24 protein-coding genes are annotated in these 25,778 nt (G+C 62.4%); 18 read left to right on the forward strand and 6 right to left on the reverse strand.

The window, feature by feature from the left end; translation table 11 throughout:
* Nucleotides 1-15: 15 nt before the first annotated feature.
* From ACZYTC_RS25470 to fhuF, 3 genes are read left to right on the forward strand one after another with little or no spacing between them, the layout of a single operon-like run.
* Entirely contained in the window at nucleotides 16-2,076 is a 2,061-nt protein-coding gene (locus ACZYTC_RS25470; RefSeq protein WP_488990858.1) for a TonB-dependent siderophore receptor, read from the forward strand.
* Nucleotides 2,077-2,111: 35 nt separating this feature from the next.
* On the forward strand, nucleotides 2,112-3,359 hold the full coding sequence (locus tag ACZYTC_RS25475) for an MFS transporter (RefSeq protein ID WP_488990859.1): 1,248 nt from the start codon (nucleotides 2,112-2,114) through the stop codon (nucleotides 3,357-3,359).
* Nucleotides 3,356-4,099 carry a siderophore-iron reductase FhuF gene (fhuF, locus tag ACZYTC_RS25480; protein WP_454817980.1) on the forward strand — a complete coding sequence of 248 codons (744 nt, stop codon included), beginning with the start codon at nucleotides 3,356-3,358 and terminating at the stop codon, nucleotides 4,097-4,099. The genes ACZYTC_RS25475 and fhuF overlap by 4 nt, the downstream gene beginning before the upstream one ends.
* A 74-nt stretch (nucleotides 4,100-4,173) precedes the next feature.
* Here fhuF and ACZYTC_RS25485 read toward each other — a convergent pair whose 3' ends face one another.
* Nucleotides 4,174-4,473: a hypothetical protein gene (locus ACZYTC_RS25485; RefSeq protein ID WP_488990860.1), complete on the reverse strand. Its 300-nt coding sequence runs from the start codon at nucleotides 4,471-4,473 to the stop codon at nucleotides 4,174-4,176.
* Between the two features lie 127 nt (nucleotides 4,474-4,600).
* On the reverse strand, nucleotides 4,601-5,596 hold the full coding sequence (locus tag ACZYTC_RS25490; RefSeq protein WP_434960806.1) for an AraC-like ligand-binding domain-containing protein: 996 nt from the start codon (nucleotides 5,594-5,596) through the stop codon (nucleotides 4,601-4,603).
* Nucleotides 5,597-5,956: 360 nt separating this feature from the next.
* On the opposite strand from ACZYTC_RS25490, the gene capB reads away from it, so the two are divergent.
* A complete protein-coding gene (gene capB, locus ACZYTC_RS25495) occupies nucleotides 5,957-7,711 on the forward strand; it encodes a caprolactamase subunit beta (RefSeq protein WP_441770757.1) in 1,755 nt (584 codons plus the stop codon).
* 11 nt (nucleotides 7,712-7,722) lie between these two features.
* Nucleotides 7,723-9,801: a caprolactamase subunit alpha gene (gene capA, locus ACZYTC_RS25500; RefSeq protein ID WP_454817974.1), complete on the forward strand. Its 2,079-nt coding sequence runs from the start codon at nucleotides 7,723-7,725 to the stop codon at nucleotides 9,799-9,801.
* 51 nt (nucleotides 9,802-9,852) lie between these two features.
* Here the strand turns inward: capA and ACZYTC_RS25505 are convergent, their stop codons facing one another.
* Complete coding sequence (locus ACZYTC_RS25505) at nucleotides 9,853-10,758, reverse strand: LysR family transcriptional regulator (RefSeq protein WP_434960803.1); 906 nt, start codon at nucleotides 10,756-10,758, stop codon at nucleotides 9,853-9,855.
* A 280-nt stretch (nucleotides 10,759-11,038) separates the two neighbouring features.
* Between ACZYTC_RS25505 and ACZYTC_RS25510 the strand changes: the two genes are divergently transcribed.
* The 7 genes from ACZYTC_RS25510 to ACZYTC_RS25540 all read left to right on the forward strand — a co-directional run bounded on the left by ACZYTC_RS25510 (nucleotide 11,039) and on the right by ACZYTC_RS25540 (nucleotide 17,409).
* Complete coding sequence (locus ACZYTC_RS25510; protein WP_488990861.1) at nucleotides 11,039-11,839, forward strand: 5-oxoprolinase subunit PxpA; 801 nt, start codon at nucleotides 11,039-11,041, stop codon at nucleotides 11,837-11,839.
* 3 nt (nucleotides 11,840-11,842) lie between these two features.
* Complete coding sequence (locus tag ACZYTC_RS25515; RefSeq protein WP_441770754.1) at nucleotides 11,843-12,085, forward strand: acetyl-CoA carboxylase; 243 nt, start codon at nucleotides 11,843-11,845, stop codon at nucleotides 12,083-12,085.
* Nucleotides 12,082-13,473, forward strand: coding sequence for an acetyl-CoA carboxylase biotin carboxylase subunit (locus tag ACZYTC_RS25520; RefSeq protein WP_441770753.1), 1,392 nt, complete (start codon nucleotides 12,082-12,084; stop codon nucleotides 13,471-13,473). The genes ACZYTC_RS25515 and ACZYTC_RS25520 overlap by 4 nt, the downstream gene beginning before the upstream one ends.
* Nucleotides 13,470-14,345, forward strand: a complete 876-nt coding sequence (locus tag ACZYTC_RS25525) for a 5-oxoprolinase subunit B family protein (protein WP_441770752.1) — start codon at nucleotides 13,470-13,472, stop codon at nucleotides 14,343-14,345. Before ACZYTC_RS25520 ends, ACZYTC_RS25525 begins: the two co-directional genes overlap by 4 nt.
* On the forward strand, nucleotides 14,335-15,312 hold the full coding sequence (locus ACZYTC_RS25530; protein WP_441770751.1) for a 5-oxoprolinase subunit C family protein: 978 nt from the start codon (nucleotides 14,335-14,337) through the stop codon (nucleotides 15,310-15,312). The genes ACZYTC_RS25525 and ACZYTC_RS25530 overlap by 11 nt, the downstream gene beginning before the upstream one ends.
* A 91-nt stretch (nucleotides 15,313-15,403) precedes the next feature.
* The gene (locus ACZYTC_RS25535; protein WP_441770750.1) at nucleotides 15,404-16,759 is read left to right on the forward strand and encodes a purine-cytosine permease family protein; all 1,356 of its coding nucleotides are present in this window, start codon (nucleotides 15,404-15,406) and stop codon (nucleotides 16,757-16,759) included.
* A gap of 149 nt (nucleotides 16,760-16,908) precedes the next feature.
* Nucleotides 16,909-17,409, forward strand: a complete 501-nt coding sequence (locus ACZYTC_RS25540; protein WP_434960796.1) for a GNAT family acetyltransferase — start codon at nucleotides 16,909-16,911, stop codon at nucleotides 17,407-17,409.
* Nucleotides 17,410-17,422: 13 nt separating this feature from the next.
* On the opposite strand, the gene ACZYTC_RS25545 is transcribed toward ACZYTC_RS25540, so the two are convergent.
* Nucleotides 17,423-18,034: an IMPACT family protein gene (locus ACZYTC_RS25545; protein WP_441770830.1), complete on the reverse strand. Its 612-nt coding sequence runs from the start codon at nucleotides 18,032-18,034 to the stop codon at nucleotides 17,423-17,425.
* Nucleotides 18,035-18,436: 402 nt separating this feature from the next.
* On the opposite strand from ACZYTC_RS25545, the gene ACZYTC_RS25550 reads away from it, so the two are divergent.
* The 5 genes from ACZYTC_RS25550 (at nucleotide 18,437) to ACZYTC_RS25570 (ending at nucleotide 22,771) form a co-directional block, all read left to right on the forward strand.
* Nucleotides 18,437-19,231, forward strand: a complete 795-nt coding sequence (locus ACZYTC_RS25550; RefSeq protein ID WP_434960795.1) for a lytic murein transglycosylase — start codon at nucleotides 18,437-18,439, stop codon at nucleotides 19,229-19,231.
* A 564-nt stretch (nucleotides 19,232-19,795) separates the two neighbouring features.
* Complete coding sequence (locus tag ACZYTC_RS25555) at nucleotides 19,796-20,524, forward strand: LuxR family transcriptional regulator (protein WP_434960794.1); 729 nt, start codon at nucleotides 19,796-19,798, stop codon at nucleotides 20,522-20,524.
* Nucleotides 20,525-20,651: 127 nt separating this feature from the next.
* The gene (locus tag ACZYTC_RS25560; RefSeq protein ID WP_434960793.1) at nucleotides 20,652-21,251 is read left to right on the forward strand and encodes an acyl-homoserine-lactone synthase; all 600 of its coding nucleotides are present in this window, start codon (nucleotides 20,652-20,654) and stop codon (nucleotides 21,249-21,251) included.
* Between the two features lie 175 nt (nucleotides 21,252-21,426).
* A complete protein-coding gene (locus ACZYTC_RS25565) occupies nucleotides 21,427-21,939 on the forward strand; it encodes a hypothetical protein (protein ID WP_441770749.1) in 513 nt (170 codons plus the stop codon).
* A gap of 232 nt (nucleotides 21,940-22,171) precedes the next feature.
* Nucleotides 22,172-22,771, forward strand: coding sequence for a dihydrofolate reductase family protein (locus ACZYTC_RS25570; protein ID WP_441770748.1), 600 nt, complete (start codon nucleotides 22,172-22,174; stop codon nucleotides 22,769-22,771).
* Between the two features lie 248 nt (nucleotides 22,772-23,019).
* Here the strand turns inward: ACZYTC_RS25570 and ACZYTC_RS25575 are convergent, their stop codons facing one another.
* Nucleotides 23,020-23,625 carry a LysE family translocator gene (locus ACZYTC_RS25575; RefSeq protein WP_441770747.1) on the reverse strand — a complete coding sequence of 202 codons (606 nt, stop codon included), beginning with the start codon at nucleotides 23,623-23,625 and terminating at the stop codon, nucleotides 23,020-23,022.
* A gap of 116 nt (nucleotides 23,626-23,741) precedes the next feature.
* On the opposite strand from ACZYTC_RS25575, the gene ACZYTC_RS25580 reads away from it, so the two are divergent.
* Entirely contained in the window at nucleotides 23,742-25,100 is a 1,359-nt protein-coding gene (locus tag ACZYTC_RS25580; RefSeq protein WP_441770746.1) for an aminotransferase-like domain-containing protein, read from the forward strand.
* Between the two features lie 12 nt (nucleotides 25,101-25,112).
* Here the strand turns inward: ACZYTC_RS25580 and ACZYTC_RS25585 are convergent, their stop codons facing one another.
* Nucleotides 25,113-25,766, reverse strand: a complete 654-nt coding sequence (locus tag ACZYTC_RS25585; RefSeq protein ID WP_434960788.1) for a Vgb family protein — start codon at nucleotides 25,764-25,766, stop codon at nucleotides 25,113-25,115.
* Between the last annotated feature and the right edge of the window lie 12 nt (nucleotides 25,767-25,778).

Below are 25,778 nucleotides of genomic sequence, written 5' to 3' on the forward strand. Positions count from 1 at the left end.
GCATCGCTTGTTCTGATGTCTGGTGCCGCCCATGCGCAATCCAGCGGCGCCGCGACGATCGAACTCGATCCGGTGGTGGTGGAGGGCAAGGACCGCGGCGGAGTAGCGGGCGTGATCGCAACCACCGGTTATGTCGCGACCTCCGGTCGGAGCCCCACCAAGACCGACACTCCTTTGCTGGAAGTGCCGCAATCCGTCTCCACCGTGACGCAGCCCCAGCTCGAAGAGCGCAAGCCACAGAATTTGCTCGAGGCGATCGCCTACACCCCCGGTGCCGTCGTGGGCATGTATGGCTTCGATTCCCGGTATGACGGTTTCATGGTCCGCGGCATCGACATGACCAATACCGGCGTGTTCCGCGACGGACTGCGGCAACTCAACAGCCCGAACGGCCTGTTCAGGCTCGAACCTTATGGGGTGGAAGCGATTTCCATCCTGCGTGGCCCGGCCGCTTCCATCTATGGTGCCAGCAGCACGGGCGGCATCGTCGACATCATCTCCAAGCGCCCGACCGAGACGCCTTTCCGCGAGATCGAATTGCAGACAGGTTCCTTCGGTCGGCTCCAGGGCAATTTCGACCTGTCGGGACCTCTCAATGCCGAGAAGACTGTATTCTATCGGCTGACCGGCGTCGTCCGCAATGCCAAGGCCGATCTGAGCGCCGGCCGGGACGACCGCGTCTTCATCGCACCGGCGATAACCTGGAAGCCCAACGATGCCACCAAGCTCACGCTGCTTGGCGAATATATGGATTCCACCGTTGGCGGCACTCAGGTCTACCTCAACCGCTACGCGCCCGATGTCGATAGCCAGGGCAACGTCACCGACAAGTCGGTTGGCGCCACCAAAGTATTCGCCGGCGATCGCCGCTACAACGACTTTCGCCAGCAGCAGGGGCGCATCGGCTACGAGTTCGAGCACAAGTTCAGCGATGCCCTGATCCTGCGCCAGAACGCACGCTATTCGCAACTTGGCACCAATCAGGAATATTACTATTTCGGCCCTGGCCTGACCCGCGAGAGCACGGCCGGCTTTGCCAGCGATACCAGCCTGGAAAGCCACTTTGCCACAGGTCCGCTCGAACACACGCTCGTGACGGGTCTGGACACCAGCTATCTGCATTACCGTTCGGCAGAAGGCTATGGCGGCGCGCCCCTTGGTGTCGACCCTCCGCTGACCACCCAGTCGAAGCAGACGCTGGCGATGACCGGCATCTATGTCCAGGACCAGGTCAAGTGGCAGAACTGGCGCCTGACGCTCGGCGGCCGGCACGACTGGCTCTATAGCCGCTTCAGCAAGGGCACGGTCGGCAGCGGCATGACGCAAAGCAAGAGCCGCGACACCAAGTTCACCGGACGGGCGGCCTTGAGCTATGTCACCGATTTCGGCCTCGCCCCCTATGTCGCGTATGGCACCTCCTTCACGCCCAATCCGGGTACGGTGCTCAATGGCGGCGTCGCCGTGCCCACCACCGGCGAACAGACCGAAATCGGCGTCAAATACGACATTCCCAACATGAACGCGTCGCTGCGCGCCGCCGTCTTCGACATGCGCCAGAACAATGCGGTGGTCTATGAAGTCATCGACGGTCTCAACAAGCAGGTCCAGCTCGACGTGCGCTCGCGCGGTGTCGAGATCGAGGGCGTGGCCTCGCTGACCAACGGGCTCAGCGTCCAGGCTTCCTATTCCTACAACGATGCCCGCATCCTCAAGCTCACTCCCGACACCGAGGGCAACCGTCTGTCGAGCGTGCCCTATCACATGGCCTCGCTCTGGCTCGATTATACCTTCCAGGAGGGGCCGGCCACCGGCCTCGGCATTGGCGGCGGCGTGCGCTATGTCGGCTCGAGCCTGGGCGACAATCTCAATCGCGCAATACTCGAAAACAAGCCGCGCACCTTCGTCGACGCCTCGATCCGCTATGACCTCGAAAACCTCAATCCAAAACTCGCCGGCATGCGCGTGCAGGTCAGCGCCACCAATCTGCTCAACGAGGTCAAGCAGATCTGCACGGTCGGCTATTGCTATTTCGACGAGGGACGCAAGGTCATTGCCAGCCTGCGCTACCGCTGGTGAGCAGTATCGAGCCCGTCACGTCGACCAGGTACGCTTTGTCCTCTCCACTCGCCATCGTGCTCGGCGTGGGCGGGCTCTATGTCGGCCAGAGCATCATCGGCGGCTTGACCTTCATTGCCTTGCCGAGCGTGCTACGGGAGCGAAACCTGCCGCTCGACCAGATCGGCCTGCTCTATCTGGCGGTGCTGCCCTGGGCCTTCAAATTCCTGTGGGCGCCGGCAGTGGAACGCTACAGGCTGCCGGCCACCGGCCATAGCCGCTCGCGCTCGATCGTCCTGGTCGGCGGCCTGATCTCGGCCGTCGGCCTCATCCTGACCGGGCTGATCGGGCCGACCAGTTTCATGCCCCTGCTCGCCGTGCTGCTGCTGATTGCCTTCGCCACCTCCACCAGCGACATCGCCTGTGACGGGCATGCGGTGGAAACCCTGTCCGAGCGCTATCATGGCTGGGGCAATGCGGCGCAGGTCGGCGGCGCCTATCTGGGGTCGGCGATCGGATCGGGGCTCTTTCTGGTGCTGGTTGCCCAGTATGGTTGGGGCGTCTCCTGCTTTGCCATGGCAGGCCTGCTGATCGTGCTCGGCTTGCTTTTCGTATTGTCGCCGGCTCCGCTCTCTCCCGGGCGCAACCATCGGCCCTCTCTGCGCCAGGCGTTGCGGCGCAAGGACATGCATCTGGGCCTGGCTTTGGCAGCGGTCAACGTCATCGCCCAGAAATGGGGCGTCAGCATGCTCGGCCCCTTTCTGATCGACAGCGGCCTCGACCTCACCTCGCTGGGCATCGTCAATGGCGTCGGCGGCATGGCCATCGGTTTCATCTGTGCCCTGATCGGCGGTGCCCTCGTGCGGTTGTGGAGCGCGCGGACCGTATTGGCACTGGCGCTCGTCCTGCAGGCCATGGCGCTGTCGGGCTTGGCCTTCGCCGCCTGGAAGGGCGGGATCGGCCACCCCCTCCTGCTCATCCTCGCACTGGCAAGCTCGTCCGGCATCATGGCTCTCGGCTTCGTCGCACTCTATGCCCAGTTCATGGTGGTCTCCGATCCCCGCCAGGCCGGCATCGACTTCACGCTGCTGCAATGCATGGACGCGCTGGTGAGCATGGCGGGTGGCATGGGTTCGGGCTGGGTCGCCCAGCATTGGGGCTATGGGCCCTATTTCGGCATGGCGGCATTTCTCGCTCTGGCTGCCGCGCCGATCGCCGCCATGCTCAGCCATCGCGTCGCCGTGCGGTCCGCTGCCTGGAAGGATCCGGTAGAGGCGCTGGCCGGAGTTCCGTACGGTCGATGATTGCATCCCTCGCGCCCTGTTTTGCTGGAAATCTCCATTGGTACAAGGAGAGCGTGGCGCTGCCGGGCGTGCATGGACGCCCGATTGCCGGTCGCAGCCTTCTCGAAAAAGGCGTGGCCGAGGATCTGATGTCACGCTTTGCCGACACCTATCCCGGCGCCGACCGCCAGGCGCTTGTCTCGATGTGGACGCAATGGCATTTCGGGGCGCTGGTCATCCCGGCAACGGCCGCAACCTTGCTGCTCAACCGGGAACTGCCCGTGGATCTGGATGCGATCGGCATCGTTCCGCATGAAAGCGGGCGCACTGCCGCGCTGGTCATCCCAGATGAGGGCAGGCTGCATCCCGGCGACGCCACCAAACGCTTCTCGCGCCTTTTCGAAGGGCATGTCGAACCGCTGATCCACAATTTCGGGGCACGATTTGGCGTGTCCAAGCGTTTGCTGTGGACCAATGCTGCTGCGATTTTCGAGTGGACATTGCAGCAGGTGCTGGACGTTGGCGTTCCCTGCCCGGTCGCCTTGGAGGAAGGCCGCGCTTTGCTGCAGCAGCGCAGTGGCGGCGATGGTCGTCCCAATCCGATTTGCGGTGCGGTTCGCTATCCCCTGGAACAGGGACAACCTGTGCGCCGGCGGAAAGTCTGTTGCCTGCGCTATCTTCTGCCGGGCGTGGAGGATTGCGGCAGCCTATGCCCGCTGCCGCAGATAAGTCGGAAGCAAAAAGCAGACATTCCCATTTAAACAAACTTTGTATCCTGTTGTTATAACTTCTTTTTTTGAAAAGAAGTTCCACGCTCCGGCACAGTGCTCAAGGTTCAGTGCAGGATCTCGGCGATCCAGGCACTGTCCGGACCGCGGGCGAAATAGATACGGACTGGGCTCGCTTGTGCCTGGGGCGTATCCTTCACCGTGGCGGTGCACGTCACGCCCGGGCGACCGACGGCGGGCACACAAATATTGATATGGGCAGTCTGTTGCTGCTTGGCGGCCAGCGCGGGTATTGCGCGCATGGCGGCAGTTGCCTCTGCATCGCTCGGTTGGTCCAAGAGCAGAGCGGTCGCTGACGCCAGGAATACGAAAACCAAGCCATCCGCCAAAGTCTGGTTGATCGGCACGGCGGCCTCCTGTGTTCAACGTCGGAAGAACAGGCGGAGCCATGCTTATAAACCCGCAAGGGGGCAGAAATCGGATCGAGTGTTTCTGGCAGAGCGGCACGACTGATGCAGGCGGCCGGATGTCGATTTAAGCGGTGCCGGACATGTCCGGTGCAGGCGCTCCCGACGTGCCGGCACGACGATTCAGCCGGCGATACTCTCCAGGTGGCACGCCGAAACGGGCCCTGAAGCTCCTGGAGAACTGGGCCTGGTCCGTGAATCCCCACTGATAGGCTATCTCGGCGGCCGTTTGGCTATTGGCGGGATTTTCGAGGGCCGTGCGGCAGGCCGCCAGCCTCTGATCGCGGATCCAACCCGCCACCGTCTGGTCGGTGTCGCGGAACAGGTCGTGCAGATAACGGATGGAAACCCCGCAGGCCCGCGCGATCATGTCGGGATCGAGGCGCCAATCGTTGAGGTGGGCTCGGATATAGGCCTCGATCCGGGCAAGATGCGCCTCGCGCACCGTCGAGCTGCCCGATGTCAGGATACGATCATCCGCCTTGACCGCCAGCACCAGGAGATCGATGAGCTGGCGCCCCACGGCAGTGCGGGCCTCCTCGTCCAGCGCCTCGAAGCGCTGGGGCAGGAGGTGCAGCATGTCCGCAAACAGGCCGCCCGCTCCATTGGCCGCGTCGAACTGCAGCGAACACAGCCTGTCCGGACTGCGGATACGCTCCGACAGGGGTTGCGAGGCCACCTTCAGCACCCAGAGATCGGCGGGATCGGCGTGGCTGAACTCATAGGGCTCGTGGCTGCGCTCGAGGAAGAAGCCGCCGGGCGAACAGCGCACTTCGCTGCCGCATTGGGAGAAAGAAACCTGGGAACGGGTCGGCACCGTCACCAGGAACTCTTCCTTGCGGGCACTGCGAAAATGATGCGGCAGGCGCAGATATTGCAGCCCGTCCGAAGAGAGCCGAGAGATCGATACGTCGCCGAACTGCCAGATGGTGAGGTCACCGAAGAAATGATCCGGATGGCGGAACGTCAGGTCGAGCGGGAAATAGGCCCCGGCAATGGCCTGGTGCCAGTGCCGGCTCCGATCCATGGTGCGGGTCGCGCTCGTGGTGACGGAAGTCTTCATGACAGCTCCACAGAACGGTTATCGAGACTAGGCGCGAGAGGCGAAGATGGCAATCGCGCGGTCCGGCCATCCGGCCGATTGTGCACTCAGCGTCAAACCATTGCTCGCTCCCTGCAAAGACGGCCGCCGGCAAACCTGATTGGCTGATGGAAACAACGGTGCGCGAGACGCCGCTGCAGGGGATCGTGGGGGACAGACTTCTCCCGCCTTGCTTGCGGCTGGCCGGAGGGTTTTGCGATTTTGGCGGCACCGCCAAGAATCACAAAGACGCTCCAGCCAATCCGTAGGATTGGCTTGGAACCAAAGAGTGAGAGCAAACAAGCGTTCACGTCTGAACGCACTTTGCTCTGGGGAGGATGGATGTCGATAGAGCGAGAAAAAGTTGATCCGATCACACTATCGGTGGTGCGTGGGGTGCTGGAGACCACCCAGCGCGAGATGACGCTGGCCCTGGAAAAGACGGCGCGTTCCTCCGTCTTCAACCTGGCCCACGATTATTCGACCGCGCTCTTCAATGCCCGTCCGGAAATGATCCTCCAGGGCCAGGATATTCCCATCCATCTCGGCTCCCTGATCCCGGCCATGAAGGCCGTCGCCAAATTCTTCGGTGACGACATTCATGAAGGCGATCTCTTCCTGCACAACGATCCCGTCTTCGGCGGCAGCCACGCCATCGATACTTGCATGTACAAGCCGGTGTTCTACCACGGCGAGCTGGTCTACTGGACCGTCTGCAAGGGACACCTCACCGATATCGGCGGCCCGGTTCCGGCCGGCTACAACCCAAACGCCACCGAGATCTACGCCGAATGCCTGCGTATCCCGCCGGTGAAGATCTGGGACCGCGGCAAGCCACGCGAGGACGTGCTCAACCTGATCTTCTCGAACATGCGGGCACGGCGCGACCAGGAGGGCGATTTCCGCGCCCTGATCGGTGCCTGCCAGGTCGGCGAACGACGCCTGATCGCCCTCCTCGACAAATATGGCAAGCCGACGGTCGATGCCTGCATCGACACGCTGCTCGACATGGCCGACCGCCATATGCGCTCGCTGATAGCGAGCGTTCCAGATGGCACCTATGAGGGCAAGGCCATCCTCGAGGATGCCGGGCACGGCTTCGGCGACTTCGAGATCGGCGCCAAGGTCACCATCACCGGCGACGCCTGTCACATCGTCATCTCCAGCCCGCCCCAAGTGCCCTATTTCATCAATTCCTATGAGGGCAACTCCCATTCGGGCGTCTATCTCGGCCTGATGATGTTCGCCGCTTTGCCCCCGCCCTACAATGAGGGACTCTATCGTTGCGTGAGCGTCGATTTCGGGCCGAAGGGCACGCTGTGCAACGCGCAGGAGCCCGCGCCCCACATGAACTGCACCACCACGCCGATGGAAACGCTGACGGATGCGGTTCGGCTCGCCTTCGAGAAGGCGATGCCTTCCAAGGTCGCGGCCTCCTGGGGACATGCCAACGGGCTCAACATCGCCGGCAAGGACGGCCGCAACGGCGAGGAGTTCGTGACCATGGTGCTTGCCACCATCATCTCGGGCGGTGGCGCCACGCCCCAGCAGGACGGCTGGCATGCAGTGGGTCCGGAATGCTGCTTTGGCGCCCTCACGTCGGGTGACGTCGAGCTTCTGGAATATTCCTATCCCATCATCATTCACCGCTACGCGCTGATGACCGATTCAGGCGGCGCCGGGAAGTTCCGCGGCGGCTCTGGCACGGCCTGGGAGGTCGAGCCGCTGAACGGCGACATGCTGTGCATCGGCTTCGGCGAAGGACGACGCATTCCAGCCATGGGCGCGGCCGGCGCCAAGTCTGCCCTGATCGACAAGAAAGTCGGCCGCGTCGAGCTCCGGCGCGGCGGCGAGGTCACGGTCGAGCGCAAGAACATCATCGAGACCATCAAGCCCGGCCAGACCATCACCAATCTCAACCCCGGTGGCGGCGGCTATGGCAATCCGTTCGAGCGTCCTGTCGACAAGGTGGTCTGGGATGTGCGCAACGGACTCGTCTCCATCGAGGGCGCTCGCGCCGACTACGGAGTGTCCATCACGAATGCCGAAACATTGGAAGTCGACCTCGCCGAAACCCAACGGCTCCGGGCGGCCTGAAAGAAATCATCATGGAACACGCTTATCGTCTCGGCATCGACGCCGGGGGCACCTTCACCGATTTCGTCATCGCCAATCGCACCAGCGGCGACGTCAAACTGTTCAAGGCACTGTCCACGCCATCCGATCCGACCAGGGCGATCGAGAACGGCCTGAAGCAGATCGCCGAGAATTTCGGCACGACGCCTTCGGCCATCGTGTCCGATTGCGACCTCTGCATCAACGGCACCACGGTCGGCCTCAATGCCCTGATCACCCATCGGGGCGGCAAGACCGGGCTGATCTGCACGGCGGGCCATGAGGATTCCATCGAGATCCGCAACGGCCATAAGGAAGACGGCTTTCGCTACGACCCCGAATATCCGGCGGCCACCATGCTGGTGCCGCGCTATCTCAGGCGCGGCGTGCGCGAGCGCGTGCTATCGGATGGCTCCGTCCGCACCGCGATACAGGAAGAGGACGTGCGGCAGGCCTGCCGCCTGTTCCTCGCTGAGAAAGTGGAGACGGTAGCGATCTCCTTCGTGTGGTCCGTGCTCAATCCTGGGCATGAGCGCCGCGCCGCCGAGATCGTGCGGGAGATGATGCCCGACGTGATCCTCACCGTTGGCAGCGAACTCTATCCGCAGATCCGTGAATATACCCGCACCTCCACCGCGGTGACCAATGCCTATCTCGCTCCGGTGATGCGGCGCTACGTCACCGCCGTCGACCGTTATTTCCGCGATCTCGGTGCCAAGCAGCCCGTGCGTTACTTCCAGTCGAATGGCGGCCTAGCCGTCGGGCAGGTGATGACCGATCGCTCCGTCTACGCCATCAATTCCGGCCCCGCCTCCGCGCCGCAGGCCGGCCTCTATGTCGGCGCCCCGTTCGGCAAGGAGAATGTCATCACCGTCGACATGGGCGGCACCTCCTTCGACATCACGCTCACCCGCAACGGCCAGACCAACCTGAACAAGAACGTCGACTTCCTGCGCTACCGCGTCGGCGTTCCCATGATCCAGGTCGAGACGCTCGGTGCGGGCGGCGGCTCGATCGGCTGGATCGACAGCCTGGGCCTGCTGCAGGTCGGTCCGCAATCAGCGGGCTCCGAGCCCGGCCCGGCCTGCTATGGGCGCGGAGGAACCGATCCCACGACCTCCGATGCCAATCTCGTGCTCGGCTATCTCAATCCCGAGGGGCTGCTCGGCGGCAAGCTGCCTCTCGACGTCGGACGAGCTCGCGAGGCCATCGCCAGGATCGCCGGGCCGCTCGGCATCAGCGTCGAACAGGCTGCCTATGGCATGTTCACGATCGTAAACAGCGGCATGGTCAACGGCATCCGGCGCGTGTCGGTCGAGCGTGGTTATGATCCGCGCGACTTCGTCCTGGTCGGGGCCGGCGGCGCCACCGCCGCCCACATCACCGCTCTCGCGCGCGAGATGGGCATCGATACCATCATCCTGCCCAAGCTCGCCTCCGGCCTGTGCGCCTTCGGGCAGATCATCTCGGACGTCAAATACAACTATATGGCAACCGCTCCTTTGCGCCTGGACAATGCCGGCGCCTGCGAGAAGATCGACGTGCTCTTCGCCGAGATCGAGGCCCAGGGTGTCCGCCATCTGGAGGCAGACGGCTTTGCTGCCGACCGCATCGCCATCAAGCGCAGCCTCGAAATGCGCTATGTCGGCCAGGTGCATGAATGCACGGTCGACATCGATAATTTCAGGATCGACGACACCACGATCGACCGGGTCAAGGAAGCCTTCCATGCCCGTCACGAAGAACTCTACACCTATTGTGAGCGGCACAACCCGGTCGAGGTGGTGAATATCGAATCCACCCTCTTCGGGTTGATCGAAAAACCCAGGCCTCCTCGCCTCGACAGCACCGGTAGCCTGGAACAGGCCCTGAAAGACCGACGGCCCGCGATCTTCCACAGATCGGGCGAGACGACGTCTACACCTGTCTATGACGGCTCGAAGCTGGGCGTGGGCGTGTCAGTTGCAGGGCCTGCCATCATCGAGGAGGTCACCACCACCATCGTCATCGAGCCGGGCTGGACCGCAAGCCTGCATGAAAGCGGCAGCTATCTGCTGACCCGCAAGGATTGACCGGCAATGCCTGCCTTTCCTGCTCTCCTTTCGCTCGCGGGGCTGTTGTCGCTAGCGATTGGGCGGCAGGAAGAAGGCCTGGCGGAAATAGGAGCGGAAGGCTTCCATGGCGGGCGTGAACACCGCGTCCCGCCGCCAGGCCAGGCCGACATCCATCGAGGGGATCGGCTCGGTCGGCACGATCGTCTCGATGCGCTTGCCCTCCAGCGACCAGGGCCTGAGCACCATGTCCGACAGGATCGCCACCCCCTGCCCGTCCGCCACCAGCGAACGGACGGCCTCGACCGAGGAAGTCCGCAGCGTCACGTTCGGCCGGAAGGAAGACAGGCTCCAATAGCGCAGCGCCGTATGAGCGGCTTCGTCCACGGTCAGCATGATATAGGGCTCTTCTGCGATCTCCTTGAGGCTGACGGCGCCCTGCGCCAGCAGCCGGTGGCGGGCCGGCACCCACAGCCGCCGGCGCGAGCTCATCAATGTCTCGGTGGTGAGATCGGGATTGATCACGTTGGAGGTCAGCAGCACCGCCATGTCGTAGCGATTGGCCAGCAACCCGTCCTCGATCGCTTCGCGGTTGAGCTCGAAAAGCTGGATGTCGAGATTGGGCCAGGCCCGTCGCAGTCGGCCGAGATGGGTGGGCAGGAAATAGCCGATGACCGTATAGGTGGCCGCCACCGTCAGCCGGCCGGCAAAATCATTGGCGGGCAGGAGAAGGCTGGTGGCCTCCTCGACCTTGTTCAGGATTTCATAGGCGTGAAACAGGAACTGGCGGCCCGCCGGCGTCATGTCCATGCCCTGGGTGGAGCGGGTGAACAGCTCGACGCCGACGATCTGCTCCAGCTCCTTGATGGCGGTGGTGATCGCCGATTGCGAGATGCCGAGTTCGCCCGCGGCCTGGGACACCTGGCCATGCTCGGCTGTCGCCACGAAATAGCGGATCTGGCGCAGACTGACCGGCATGAATAGCTCTCTTCGCGTTTCAGATCGACCTCTACATCAATATTTATAAAATCGATAGATGGCCGACCAGAACTCCACCGAATCTCATACCTGCTGGCTTATCTCCGGAAAATTGACCCAATATGAGGGAAATTCAAGCGGAGTCAGGAAATCTCCTATTTCTGAAAATCAGATAACAAGCATCTGATTATAGAATTTTTCAATCTATCCGTCTCGCCGTAACGTCAGAGCAAGACCGGCGGCGATGCCGGCGCAGGACTAATTACAGAGGGAGGCTGGCTTGGCGCTGGCTGCGGTCGACATCAATTGCGACATGGGCGAAGGCTTCGGCCAATGGCGCCTGGCGGAGGCGGACGACACCGCCTTGATGGAGCTCATCAGCTCCGCCAACATCGCCACCGGCTTTCATGCGGGGGATCCATCGCTGATGGACGCCACCGTCCGGCTAGCGGCCCAGCACGGCGTCGGCATCGGCGCCCATCCCGGCTATCGAGATCTCCAGGGCTTTGGCCGCCGCCGCATCGAGGGAGCGGCCGAGGAGATCGTCAACGACATCGTCTACCAGACCGGAGCGTTGCGGGAATTTGCCCGACGCCATGGTGCCAGCCTGCAGCATGTGAAGCCGCATGGCGCGCTCTATATGGAGCTGGCTGCCAATGAGGACCTGTCGCGTTCCTTCGTCCATGCGATGCAGGCCACAGCTCCCAACGCCTTCATCTACTGCATGGATGTCTCGCTGACCCATCGCGTCGCCGTCGAGGCCGGCCAGCCGGTGATCCGCGAATTCTACGCCGACCGCGACTATGGCCGCTCGGGCTCCATCGTGTTCACCCGCCGCACCGGCCGGTTCGATCCGGCGGCAATCGCCGACAAGGTGGTGCGGGCCTGCCGCGAACAGCGGGTGCGGACCGTCGAGGGCGACGACATCGACATCGCCTTCGACTCCATCTGCTTTCACTCCGATACGCCCGGCAGCCTTGCGATCGCCCGCGCCATGCGCGAGGCCCTGGTGGCCGATGGCATCAAGATCATGCCGGCGAGCGAGCTGGCGCACCCGTCCAAAGCCATCACGAGGGGATGAAGAATGGCAATTTCGCAGATCATGTCGCCCTTGCCCGGCGTCTTCTACAGACGCCCCTCCCCTGACAGCCCGTTCTTCAAGGAGGATGGAGAGGCCGTCACAGCGGCGGATGTCATCGGCCTGATCGAGGTGATGAAGTCCTTCCACGAGATCAATGCGGGCATCGGCGGCGTCAATATCAAATTCCTCGTCGATGACGGCGACGCCGTGATGGCCGGCCAGGCACTCGCCGAGGTGGAGGCATGAACATCCGTTCGGTCCTCATCGCCAATCGCGGCGAAATCGCCGTGCGCATCAATCGCGCGGCCAAGGCGCTGGGGCTGCGCACGGTGCAGGTCTACAGCGCAGCGGACAAGGACTCGCTGGCGGTACAGCTCGCCGACGAGGCCGTCGAGATCGGGCCGGCCGCCGCCAAGAAATCCTACCTCAATATCGAGGCGGTGATCTCGGCCGCCAAAGCGGCCAGGGTGGACGCCGTGCATCCAGGCTATGGCTTCCTTGCGGAGAATGCCGATTTTGCCGATGCCGTCGTGGCGGCCGGCATGAAGTTCGTCGGGCCCGCCGGCTCTGCGATCCGCCTGCTCGGCGACAAGGTCGCGGCGCGGGCCGAAGCCGAGAAGGCGGGCGTGCCCACCGTGCCGGGCAGCGGGGGTCGCATCGCCAATATCGAGGAGGCCGAGGCGATCGCCGCACGCATCGGCTTTCCGGTGATGATCAAGGCTGCGGCCGGCGGCGGCGGACGTGGCATTCGCATCGCCGCGGACATGGACGAGTTCCGCCGGCAGTTCCCCCAGGCTTCCGCTGAAGCGGCGGCAGCCTTCGGCGATGGCGGCCTCTACATCGAAAAGGCCATCGAAAAGGCGCGCCATGTCGAGGTGCAGATCCTCGGCGATGGCCGGAACTTCGTGCATTGCTACGAGCGCGAATGCTCGCTGCAACGCCGGCGCCAGAAGGTGTGGGAGGAAGCCCCGGCCGTCGGCCTGTCGCCTGAGGTGCGCGAACACCTGTGCCAAAGTGCCGTCGCCCTCGCCCGCTCGGTCGGCTATAGCGGCGCGGGCACGGTTGAGTATCTCTATGACGAGGCAAGCCAGGACTTCTACTTCATTGAAGTAAACACCCGCATACAAGTCGAGCACCCGGTAACGGAAATGATCACCGGCCTCGATCTGGTCCAGGAAATGCTGCGCATCGCTGGCGGTGAGCCACTCTCCGTCCGTCAGGAGGACATCGCCGTCGCCGGCCATGCCATCGAATGCCGCATCAACGCCGAAGACCCGTTCAAGAACTTCATGCCCTGGCCGGGCGTGGTCACGGCGCTATCGGTGCCCGAAGGCGATGACATTCGTTTCGACACCATGCTCTTCGAGGGCTATGCGGTGCCGCCCTTCTACGACTCTTTGCTGGGCAAACTCGTCGTGCGCGGTGCCGACCGTGCCTCCTGCCTCTCCACGCTCCGGCAGGCGCTGGCCGGCCTGAAGATCGAAGGCATTCCCACCACCATTCCCTTGCACGAGGCCCTTGCCGCCGACGCCGATGTGGCGGCGGGGCGTTTCCACACCCGCTTTCTCGAAGGCTGGCTCGACAGCCGTTTTGCGCCGCCGCCAGCCGAACCGGTGAAGGAGGCCGCCCGATGATGAGCCGATATTCGTTTGGCGGCGACGAGCACCTGTTCGTCGAATGCGACGAGAGCATGTCGCTGGAGGCCTTCTTCAAGAGCCTGTCCATGACCCGCGCGGTTCGGGAGGCCGGCATTGCCGGCGTCACCGAGATCTGCCCGGCCAATGCCTCCTTCCAGATCCGCTTCGATCCCGATCGCATCAAGCCGGACGACATCCTGGCGGAGGTGAAGGCCATCGAGGCGGTCGCCGCGAAGGCCGATCCGGTGATCGGCACCCGCATCATCGAGATCCCGGTGTTCTATCAGGATCCCTGGACTCATGAGACCCTGATGCGGTTTCGCGAACGCCACCAGGACCCTGGGGCCACCGATCTCGAATATGCCGCGCGCGTCAACGACCTCGCCTCGGTCGAGGATTTCGTCGCCGCCCATAGCGGTTCGCCCTGGTTCGTCTCGATGGTCGGCTTCGTCGCGGGCCTGCCCTTCATGTACCAGATGGTCGAGCGTTCCCGGCAACTCCAGGTTCCCAAATATCTGAGGCCCCGCACCGATACGCCGAAGCTGACGGTCGGCCATGGCGGCTGTTTTTCCTGCATCTATTCGGTGCGCGGCGCCGGCGGCTACCAGATGTTCGGTATCACGCCTATGCCGATCTTCGATCCCGAGCAGAAGACCGGCTATCTCCGCGACTTCATGGTGTTCTTCCGGCCCGGCGACATCGTCAAGTTCAAGCCGATCGGCCTTGACGAACATGATGCGATCGCCGCCGACGTCGCCTCCGGCCGCTATGCGCCTCAGATGCACGAGGTCACCTTCGACCTCCGGGAATTCCAGAACGACATCGACGGTTACAACGCCAGGCTGGAGGGCATGATCCATGGGCGTTAAGGTCCTCAATCCCGGCCTTTCCACCACCATCCAGGATCTCGGCCGGCCGGGCTATTTCCATCTCGGCATTCCCATCGGCGGGGCGATGGATCGGCTGGCTTTGCGCGCCGCCAATCTCCTGGTCGGCAATGACGAAGGAGATGCCTGCCTGGAGGCCGTGTTCCTTGGCCCCGAACTCGAATTCACCCGGGATGCGACGATCGCGATCACCGGTGCCGAGATGCCGATCAAGATCGCCGGGGTCGAGCAGCCGTCCTGGACCGCCCTCAGCGTCAAGGCAGGTCAGATGCTCAGCTTCGGCTTCCTCAAGGCGGGTGCGCGCATCTATATCGCCGTCGCCGGCGGCTTCGACGTTCCCCTGGCGCTCGGCAGTCGCTCGACTTACGTGATCGGCGCTCTCGGTGGCTATAAGGGCCGCGCCTTGGCCAAGGGTGACGAACTCGCGATCGGCGAAGCGGGCACGGCCAAGGCAGGGCGCAGCGTGCCGGAGCCCCTGCGTCGCCGCCCGGGCGCGACCGCGCAGCTTCGTGTCCTGCCCGGCCTGTATTGGCACCGCATCCAGGAGCAATCGGGACGCGCCTTTTTCGAGGATCAGTGGAAGGTCGCACCGGAAGCCGACCGCATGGGCTATCGCTTCCGTGGTGGCCGTCCCCTGCACTTCGTCGAACGTGAGCCCCCCTTCGGAGCGGGATCGGACCCCTCCAACATCGTCGACAGCTGCTACCCCTACGGCTCGATCCAGGTGCCCAGTGGCACCGAACCGATCATCCTGCATCGTGATGCGGTATCCGGCGGCGGCTACTTCATGCTCGGCACCGTGATCTCGGCCGACATGGACCTGATCGGCCAGATGCAACCCAACACGCCGACGCAATTCGTCGAGGTCGACATGGCCACGGCGCTGGCGGCTCGCGCCGAACGCGCAACGCTACTGGCCTGCATCCGGGCCGTGCTGGCCTCCAGCTAGATCCACCCTGGCCGAAGCGGTTGAAAAGGCCGCGCGACCCAAGAACAGAATCCACAAAACAGCATCCAGAACCAGTGAGAGGGGAACCATCATGGCAGGCACCGTCGCGGCCGCCGAAGCCGATACGCTCGACTATTCAAACCGGGCCGTCCCGCCCGATCAGCGCATGCCCAAGATGGCCCTGACCATGGCGTGGTGGGCCGTGTGCAGCGCGGTGTTCTATATCGTCGTCGGAGCCGCCCTGGCCCTCGGCTTCGGCACCCGCAACGCCATCATCGGCATGATCATGTCGGTGATCGCCTATGGCCTGATCAATGCCGTGCTCAGCCGCTTCGCCATTCGCACCGGCCTGTCCGTCGCCTTGTTCTCGCGCGTGCTGTTCGGCAATGTCGGCGCAGGGCTGGCGACGCTGATCTTCTGCGCGACCGCGATCTATTACGCGGTGTTCGAAGGGTCGGTGATCGCCGTCGGCATCCACACCATCTTTCCGTCCGTGTCCTATGCGATCGCCGCCCTGATCGTCGTGCTCTATTCGGTGCCGCTGATCTTCGGCAGCATCCAGACCTGGCTCGACAAGTTCAACGGCGTGCTGCTGCCCTTCTATATCCTCGGGCTCGTGGTCGCTGTCGGTCTCGCAATCGCCGAATATGGCTACAGCGACAAGTGGCTCAATCTCGGCCCGGCCGGCGGCGCGCCGGCTGGCGGTTGGTGGTCGTGCTTCGTCTATTACATGGGCGTGTGGGTGCTGATGATGTTCACCTTCGACTATGCCCGCTTCGGCCGCGAGGAGGACGCCGGCTATCACGCCTTCTTCAATTTCGGCATGCCCTTCTATGTCATGGTCTTCCTGGTCAGCGGCCTGTTCGGCATGTTCATGATCGGCACCGTCCCCGATCTCGGCACGGTCAGCGAAGTCACCGTCCTGCTCGCTCTGCTCAAGCTGATGGGCGTCTGGGGCCTGCTCTTCGTTTGGGTTACGCAGACGCGCATCAACACGGCCAACTACTATCTCGCCGCGGTTAACATGGAGGCCCTGGTCCAGCTCTTCGGCAAGCTGCCCTTCGGACGCATCGGCTGGGCCGTCGTCGTCGGCCTGATCGTTTATCTCCTGATGCTGGCAGATGTTTTTGCCTATCTCCTGCAAGCCCTCGCCTATCAGGGCATCTTCGTGGTGGCCTGGGTTGCCGTGGCAATGGCCCATATTCTCAGCGACCGCTACCGGCGCCTGGCTGGCGATACGATCGAGTACCGTTCGAGCCATGTGCCGGCCTTCAATCCGCTTGGCCTCGTCGCCTGGTTTGCCGGCGCCGCCATCGGCATCGGCCTGCATCTGTTCGGCGGCGCCTATGCGGAGTTGTCCGCGCCGGCAACGGCCGTGGCCGCATTCAGCATCTATGCGGTGGGCCTCACCTTCGCGCGCCGTTCCTGGTTCCTGGTCGCCGACTGAAATGATGAAGCACAGGCTCCCGGTCGACCTTCGGCCGGGAGTTGCTATTGAAACCGCGAAGGAAACGGCTCTAGATCCTGTCCGGGAGATCCATCTTCCAGCGCCGTGCAGCCTGGTAGAGGCTGATGGATGAGACTTTGCGGGGGCCTATGGAAGTTATATCTCGGCTCGTTTTCACCGTGGCCAGCATCTGCCTGATGGTGTTGGCGGGCGGCCTTGTGGCGATTGCCGGCGTCCGGGTCTTCCGCGCCGCGTATTCAGACGGCCAGTTCGACAATACGCTGCTCGACTCAATCGGCTTCGTGGTCGTCGGCATCGCGGTTTTCGACGTGGCTCGCTATTTCCTCGAGGAGGAAGTGCTGCGCGCCCGCGAAATGCGCGACGCCGTGGAAGCCCGGCGCAGCCTGACCAAATTCATGTCGGCCATCGTGATCGCGGTTTTCCTCGAAGCCCTGGTGACCGTGTTCAAGGTGGCCAAGCAAAGCCCGGAGCAATTGCTTTATCCGGCACTCCTGCTCTTCGGCGGCACCGCGATGATCGTCGGTCTCGGCGTCTATCAGAAGCTGTCCGTCAGCGTCGAACGCGAAAGCCCGGCCGAACCCAGCAAGGAAAAGGGCGAAAGCAAGCGCAAGACGGAAGATCAGGGATAGAATACGGCACCGATCAGACACGAGCCGAAGGCTCGCCCTGCGTCAGAATGGACAGCACGGCGCGACCGCTGGTGACGTCGGCCATCAACTGCCGGACATCGGCCAGATACTCTTCGCGGATCGCAGCGACAAATTCGGCCCCCGTCGCGGTATAGTCCTGAGCGAGAATTTGCACCGCCTGATGCGCCGACAATCGCGCCTGAACCAACGCCAGATCGGCAAAGCCGCAGACAATACGCGCCTCCACCCGGGCGACGATCGGCAGCTTCTCGGCGGCGCGCAGGCAGGATGCGGCGGTACCGCCATAGGCCCGGATCAAGCCGCCGCTGCCAAGCAGGATACCGCCGAACCAGCGCGTGACCACGACGGCGACACCATCCAAGGCCTGGCCGTCGATCGCCTGCAGGATCGGCTTGCCCGCAGTGCCGCTGGGCTCGCCGTCATCGTTGAAGCGGTAGAGCGGACCTATTCGCCAAGCCCAGCAATTGTGATTGGCCGTTGGATCGGAATGGTCCCTGATGAAAGCCTTGGCCGCCTCTTCATCCGTGGCGGGAGCCGCTGTCGCCAGAAAACGACTTTTCTTGACCTCCTGTCTGAAGGTCTCGGTTTTTTTAAGACTGAACAAATCCGGCATGGCCGCAATCTAAAACATTTTCCTGAAAAGTTTATGGGCTTCCTGGCTACAGGAAAGTACATTGAAACAAAAAGTTAGAGCAGAACGTCGATGTAGGGAAATCGCAATTCACCGCTCTGTGGCGGGTTCGGGAGCCAAATCACCGCGCTCTGAGGGCAAGGGATCTGCTACCCTGAACGCGTCGGGCTCGGCCGCCATTCACCCACGAAGGTTCAGGTGGCGCAGTCGGGGATGCCCAATGCTCGGCCGATGACACCAGACACTTCAGATTTAACCGCTTCGTAAACCCAAAATCGAAAGCCAGATGTGGGCACCGTTCTGCATCGATTGACTTGACCCCGCGTCACTGCTGTAGTCGCCGGCAGCCTGGATGTTCTCAAAAAAGGGATTGGAATGAGCACGAGGATACATGTAGCGGCACTGGCCGGAGCGGTCTTGAGCCTGTTCCAGCTTTCAGGCGGAGCCCATGCTGCCCAATGCGGCAAGAACGCATCCGGCTATGAAGCATGGAAGCAGGAGTTTTCAGCCGAGGCACGCGCCAAGGGCGTTGGTCAGGCCGGCATCGCCGCGCTGATGAGCACCCATTACGCCACAGCCACCATCAACGCCGATCGTGGCCTGAAGAGCTTCAAGCTGTCCTTGGATCAGTTCCTTGCCAAGCGCGGCGGCAATACGATCGTCGCGCGCGGGCGCCAGCTCAAGAAATCCCAAGGCGCGCTGTTTGCCGATATCCAGCGCCGTTACGGCGTTCCCCCCGGACCGCTGCTGGCGATCTGGGGCATGGAGTCGGGCTTTGGTGCCGTCAAGGGCAATCAGAACATGCTCTCCTCGGTGGCAACGCTTGCCTATGACTGCCGCCGGCCCGAATTCTTCACCGACCAACTCTACGCCGCGCTCAAGCTTGTCGACAGCGGCCGCTTCACAGCGCAAACCCGCGGTTCCATGCATGGTGAAGTGGGCCAGACCCAGTTCATGCCCAAGACCGTGCTGCAATATGGTGTCGGCAATCTCGACAGTGCGGCCGGCGCCCTCGATTCGACCGCCAACTATCTGAAGGGTCATGGCTGGAGCGCTGGCCAGGGCTATCAGCCGGGCGAGCCGAATTTCTCGGCCATCCAGGCCTGGAATGCCGCCTCGGTCTATCAGCAGGCCATCGCCCATATCGGCCAGCGCATCGACGCCCAATAGGAGACTTGGCGGGCTCTCTCACCCGAACACAGTCGACTATCGATCAATTGCGCCGTGGAGCACTCGCCTCCACGGCGTTCTTCATTATTTGACGTTGCGTCATGGCATTTGAGGCACATAAGAAGCTTGCATCGCTTCACGCGTCCAGCCGCTTGTGTGCCAGGTGGGACTTGGCATCCCTCAGTAACGCCTCTCACTATCGCGCATCGCGCCTGTGCTGCCCTTGAGGAGCCTCCCTCAGTCGAAGGTGCCGACATGGAGTGGCCTCATTCGTCGCTACCAGCACAGGCCCGGGGTCAGGAAGGGCCTCCTCGCGAGACGTCTAAAGTATTATGCTCCAGCCAATATCATCGCGAATGAACTCCTTCTTTTCGGTATGATGCAAGCGGAGGTTGCTGTTTTTGCCTTCTTTACTTCAAGCTGGACTTGGCAATCTTGGGGCATTCATGCACAATAATAATGTGTACCGGTAGCGTGTCTGCGGATTTTCATCACCGGTCACAAGGCGGCAAGTATTCGACCAGCTACACAGGCGATGGGCTGTCAGCCCCGGGGGACGGTCAAATGCTGGAAGTCATGGCTTTTGAGACGTTGCATGATCTGCGCAGAGCCAAGACGGTCGATGAGGTGAAATCGACGTTTGGTTTAGCGCTACAGAATTTCGGATCCCATTCCTTTGTCATTTGTGACATTCCGGCAGGCGCACCGCCTGGTGTTCGCGAACTGCACGCCTCCAACTGGTCCGAGGCATGGCAGCAGCGCTATGTGGAGCGCGATTATGCCATGCATGATCCGATACCCAACAATGTCGGCCGGCAGATCAACCCCTATTACTGGCATGAGGCCGCCGAGGCGTTCAAAGACAACTCGATCGCAAACCGGATCATGGCCGAGGCCCGTTCGGATTTCGGCATGGGCGATGGCTTCTGCGTTCCCATTCATGGCCTCACCTCCGTCGCGGGGCTGATCTCGATTTCGACACCGGAAAAGAACTGGATTCTGTCCGAGGAAGAGAATGCCGCGATCCACATGATCAGCATCTATGCCTACGAAGCCATTCGGCGCTTGCGAACGACGCGTCCTTCCGGCGGTGGCGGACCTGTTCTCTCGGCTCGCGAGACCGAATGTCTGCGCTGGACTGCGGAAGGTAAGACGGCGTGGGAGATCAGTTGCATCCTGGGAATATCCGAAGAAACGGCAACAAAATACCTCAAGAATGTTGCCAAAAAACTCGGAACCCGAACCAAAGCCCATACAGTTTCAAGAGCATATAGACTACATTTGCTACAATGACACTGCCCCATTTTTGGGGTATTGCAATACTGTACCATGACGGCAAGTCTCTCCGGACAAATGGAGAGGTTCTGCTATGTTACACATTATCAAGGGATTTGATTCCTCTAAGCAATTTGAGTTGGAATTGGCTTTCCGTTTTCGGAACGAAGCGTTTGTCGAAGAAGCCGGCTGGGAAAATCTGCGCCGGCCCGATCGCAGGGAAATCGATCAATTCGATACCGACGACACCATCCACATCCTGGCCATGAAGGATGAGCAGGTTCAGGCCTATAGCCGGCTCAACCCGACGATCAAGCCTCATGTTCTGTCCGAGGTCTATCCCGGCCTGGCTTCGCGGGGACTGATCCGAGACCCCAGGGCCTGGGAGTGGAGCCGCATGGGCACGGCGAAGCGGGCGCGCGGCGCCGGCCGAGGCTGGAACGGCCCGATTGGTCTGTTGCTGCGGAGCGTGGCCTATGTCGCCTTGAAGTTCGATATCCAGACCCTGGTCTGGCAGGCCCATCCGGGCTGGATTACCAGAGCGAGTGAACTTGGTTTCGACCCCTTCCCGATGGGGCTGCCAAAGACCATTGCGGGTGAGCCCGTCATCGCCGCCCATATGGCTGTCAATCTCGGCGTCTTTGTCCGGATGGACGCTCTGAATTTGCCGCGCACCGGGCTGGCGGATCCCGCGCCATGCGAGTGGAGCGACCTGATTACGCCGATGCAGCAGATTCACGCTTGAACGGGGTCCGAACTGGTTCGCAGCGAACCCGCCAATCGTCGCTGCGAGCTCTCTCCCGCCCGACTTCGCACCATTATGCAGAAGAACAGGTTCACGCCATCTCACATTCTCTTCGAAATTTCTTGCCGGCTCCTCATTCAAAATCTCGAAAATCTTTCATCTCAAGAGTTGCGCCATGTCCATGCAATCCAGCGCTACGGGCTTGCTTACCTATCAGCAGGTGGTGAAGGGCCTCGAACACATCGTCAGGCACTGCACGGATCGTGCCGCCGTGCACGCGGCCGTCGCGGTTCTCCAGGAGATGGGGAAGATCGACGCTCCCCAGCCCAGAACCTATGTGGTGGACATCTTTCACGCCACGGATACGATCGAAGGCGAAGCCGTTTGCTTCAGCTCCGACCCCGGTGCCCGTTACGGACCGTGCGACGCCTGGTACAATTACGAGATCGCCAAGAAATACGCGATGACCGGCACGCTCGAACTGATCGGCCGTAAACCCGCCGATGTCCTCAAGGAGGCCCGCCTCTACACGCGGCACGGCGAGTATAGGGACATTCGGCCAATGGCGCGCGTGACGACCACCGGCGACATCATCGTGGTCTCCGACGCCATGACGGAATTGCAACTGCTGATCGCCGTGGTCGATCGCAAGGGCTTTTTCGATTTGCGGGAAACCAAGTTCCACTAACCCGACCGCCCTGCCCGCTCGTCGCCGGACCACCCGTCACAGGCGGAAGCCCACCTGTCGGTCATCTCTCCCTGCCTCACGGCAAGCCGGCTCATCACGCACAAAAACTAAGCTCTTGTGCTAAGTATTAAAGACTGATAGTTAGCCCATAAGGTAATTGATTATCTCCGGCCTCGGCCCGGACAGCAGCGGCAATAAAACCGCGAGAGGTGATGTGATGAAGCTGGTATTGATGGAATTTCTGTCTCTCGATGGTGTCTATCAGGGCCCGGGAGGCCCCGATGAAGACACGACGGACGGTTTTGTCCGTGGCGGCTGGTTCGTCCCCTTCATCGATGATGCCCTGATGCGCTCGGTAACCGACTGGGTCTCCGAAGCCGATGGCTTCCTGTTCGGCCGCCGCACCTATGAAAGCTTCGCGCGCGATTGGCCGAAGATGGACGATCCCAATGATCCCGTGGCCAGCAAGTTGAACGGCGCTCCGAAATATGTGGCCTCGAACACACTCGAGCAGGCCACATGGGCGCCTTCGACCATCCTGTCGGGCGACATTCTCGGCGGCGTCGCCGCGTTGAAGGCAAAGGCCGGCCGCGAACTCCAAATCCATGGCAGCGGCCGGCTCGCCTATTCGCTGCTGGCGGCTGGATTGGTGGATGAATTCAGGCTCATGGTCGCTCCCGTCGTGCTGGGACAGGGCCGCAGGCTCTTCAAGGAAGGCGGGCAGCCTCTCGGGTTCAAGCCTGTGAAGACCGAAGTGACGCCAGCCGGCCTCTCGATCCAAGTCTATCAGAAAGGCGAATCCCCCACATTCGCAACATACAGTCCGTCGTGACGAATGGGGCAAGCTGCGCCCTTGCCATGCCCGCGGCATCGCTGGGCAGGAGACCGCGAAATGCCGCGATATCACCATCACGGCGAAACAAATGGAAATCGCAGGTTAAGGCAGTGCGCGCATGTTGACGGCCTCTTTCACCGGAGCAAAGCCGATGCTCGAAAGTGTGCTGCTTGCCTTGCTGTTCTCCTTCTTGACCTACTATCTCACCTTCGACCTCTAACAAGGGATGTCGATGCGCCTGTCGGTCAATGCCCCGCTTCAGCCAGGATCGGATAGAGCGAGGCGACCAGTGCCAACGCCATGGCGATGTTGAAAAGACGCAGCCGTAGAGGTTTCGACAGGAAACCGCGCAAAGCGGTTCCCGCTGCCGCCCAGACCAAGAGGCAGGGTGCATTAACCAGAACGTAGATGGCCGCCACCACCAGGACATTGCCGAAGAAGCCACTGGCCGGCGTATAGGTGGCAATGGCGCCGATAGCCATGATCCAGGCCTTCGGATTGATCCACTGGAAGGCCGCTGCTTGGAAAAAGGTCATCGGGCGATCCTGGCCGCCTTCGGAATCCGGCCTGCCTGCCTTGGCAATCTTCCAGGCAAGGTAGAGGAGATAGGTCGCACCGCCATAGCGCAACAGCGTGTGCAGGAGCGGAAAGACCGTGAACAGGCCGCCTATGCCGAAACCGGCGGCGAGCACGAGGACACAGAAACCGAGATTGATGCCGAGAAGATGAGGCATGGTGGCCTTGAGACCGTAATTAGCTCCGGAGGCCAGCAGCATCGTATTGTTCGGGCCGGGCGTGATCGAGGTGACGAAGGCGTAGATGACGAAGGCGATAAGCAGGTCGGGTGTCATGGGAAGTCGGGTGTCATGGGAAGTGGCCGCTCCGTAGAGAATTGACGGGATCATAGCGGCGTGACACTATTTTGAAATATGCAATAGTGTCATGTGACACAATTGATGGTCCTGCCGTGAAGCTTGCATCTCCCTGGGTACCGCACTTGGCACAAGGTGGTGGGCCACCTTTCGAGCGGCTTGCCGCAGCGCTTGCCGACGACATTGCCGCCGGCCTGATCGGCGCCGGCGACCGTCTGCCGGCCCATCGCGACCTTGCCTGGCGTCTCGGCGTTGGCGTCGGCACCGTCACCAAGGCCTATGCCAGGCTGGAGCAGCGCGGCCTGGTGAGGTCACTCCATGGCCGCGGCATGTTCGTGGCCGGTTCCTCGGCCGCGGCGGCCGGCGCAATCGACCTCGGCATCAACGCCCCTCCGCAGATGCTGAGCGACAGGCTGCTACAGGCCACACTGTCGACACTGGCAAAGCGCCTCGATGCCGGCACCTTCGGAGCCTATTCCCATCCCGCAGGCCGCCCGGAGCATCGGCGCCTGATGGCGCGCTGGCTGGCCAGATGGGGCTTTGAGGCTAGGCCGGACTGTATCGTGCTGAGCCATGGCGCCCAGCACGCTCTCTCTATTGCGATGGCCATCGCCTGCCCGCCGGGAACGATCTTGCTGACCGAGGCGCTGACTTATCCGGGGGCGTTGCTGGCGGCAGGGCAGGCCGGCCTCGAGACCGTCGGTCTTGCGATGGACGAGGAAGGACTCACGCCCGACGCCCTGGCCGAAGCACTCGGCTCCGAGCGCGGCCGGCATCGGGTGCTCTATGTGACCCCGACCCTGCACAATCCAACAACGGCGACGATGGGCGCTGAACGCCGCCAGACTTTGGTCCGCCTATGCCGAGCCCACGACGTCGCCATCATCGAGGACGACGTCTACGGCATTTTCGCGCCCGCAGGCGTCTGTCCCCTGGCGTCCCTTGCGCCCGAACGTACCTTCTATGTCACCGGCCTCTCCAAGACCTTGAGTCCCGGGCTTCGCATGGGCGCGCTCGTCGTCCCGCCCGATCGCATGGCCGAGGCGGAGGCACGGCTGCAGGCGAGCAGCACCATGGCGTCGGCACTCCTGGCCGAAATCATGGAGATGTGGCTGGTGGACGGGACAGCGGAAGCGGTTGCGGCGTCGGTCCGCGCGGACGCGGCCCGACGCTCGGCGCTCGCCACCGAACGCTTGCCCAAGCATGCGTCACTGAAGGTCAATGGCGGTTTTCATGCCTGGCTGCCGATGCCGGCCGAGGCGGCAGACCGTTTCGTCGCCCGCGCCGCCCTGCACGGGGTCGCTCTGATGCCGGCGCGCGCAGCAATGGCCGATCCCGCCGCTTTGCAGGGCGGCGTGCGGATAAGCCTCGGCGCTCCGGCAATCGATCAGCTCGATCGGGCTCTCGGCATTCTCGCCGATCTGTTCGTGTCCAACCGGCCGGTGCTCGTCTGAGCAAACAAGCGTTCAGTCATGAATGCGCTTTGCTCTAGAGGGCCGGCGGACGGCCCTGACTTTTCCGCTGGCACCACCTCCGCAGAAGAAGCGATCGCCCCCATCGGATTCGAGCCCGGAGACGACCAGGCCGGCCGGCATCTCGATGCTGTCGAGAACCTTGCCGGTAGCCGGATCGATATGCCGCAATTCGCTCTCATCATTTTCCAAGGTGGCGTGCCAAAGCTCCCCATCCACCCAGGTCACACCAGTGACGAAACGGTTGGATTCGATGGTGCGTAGCGTGGCGCCGGTCTCAGGATCGATCTGGTGAATCTTGCGGTCCTGGTATTGGCCGACCCAAAGGGCGCCTTCCGCCCAGGCCAGGCCTGAATCCTTGCCGCCGCCGGGCGCTGGAATGGTGGCGAGCACCTTGCCGGTGGCCGGATCGATCTTCTGGATGCGATCCTCCGCGATCTGAAACAGATGCCGGCCGTCAAAAGCGGTGCCGGCATGCGCGGCGACATCGAGAAACCTCACCGTCTTGCCACTGTCGGGATCGAGTGCGTTCAGCTTGTCGCCGGACGCAAACCAGACGTTGTCACCATCGAAGCTGACCCCGTGCACGGCCTCGACACCGGCAAAAGGGCCATATTCGCGAAGGATTTCTGCTGATGTCCGTTTCATCGGGCGACCCTA

The sequence above is a fragment of the Labrys sp. F242 genome (assembly GCF_057813875.1).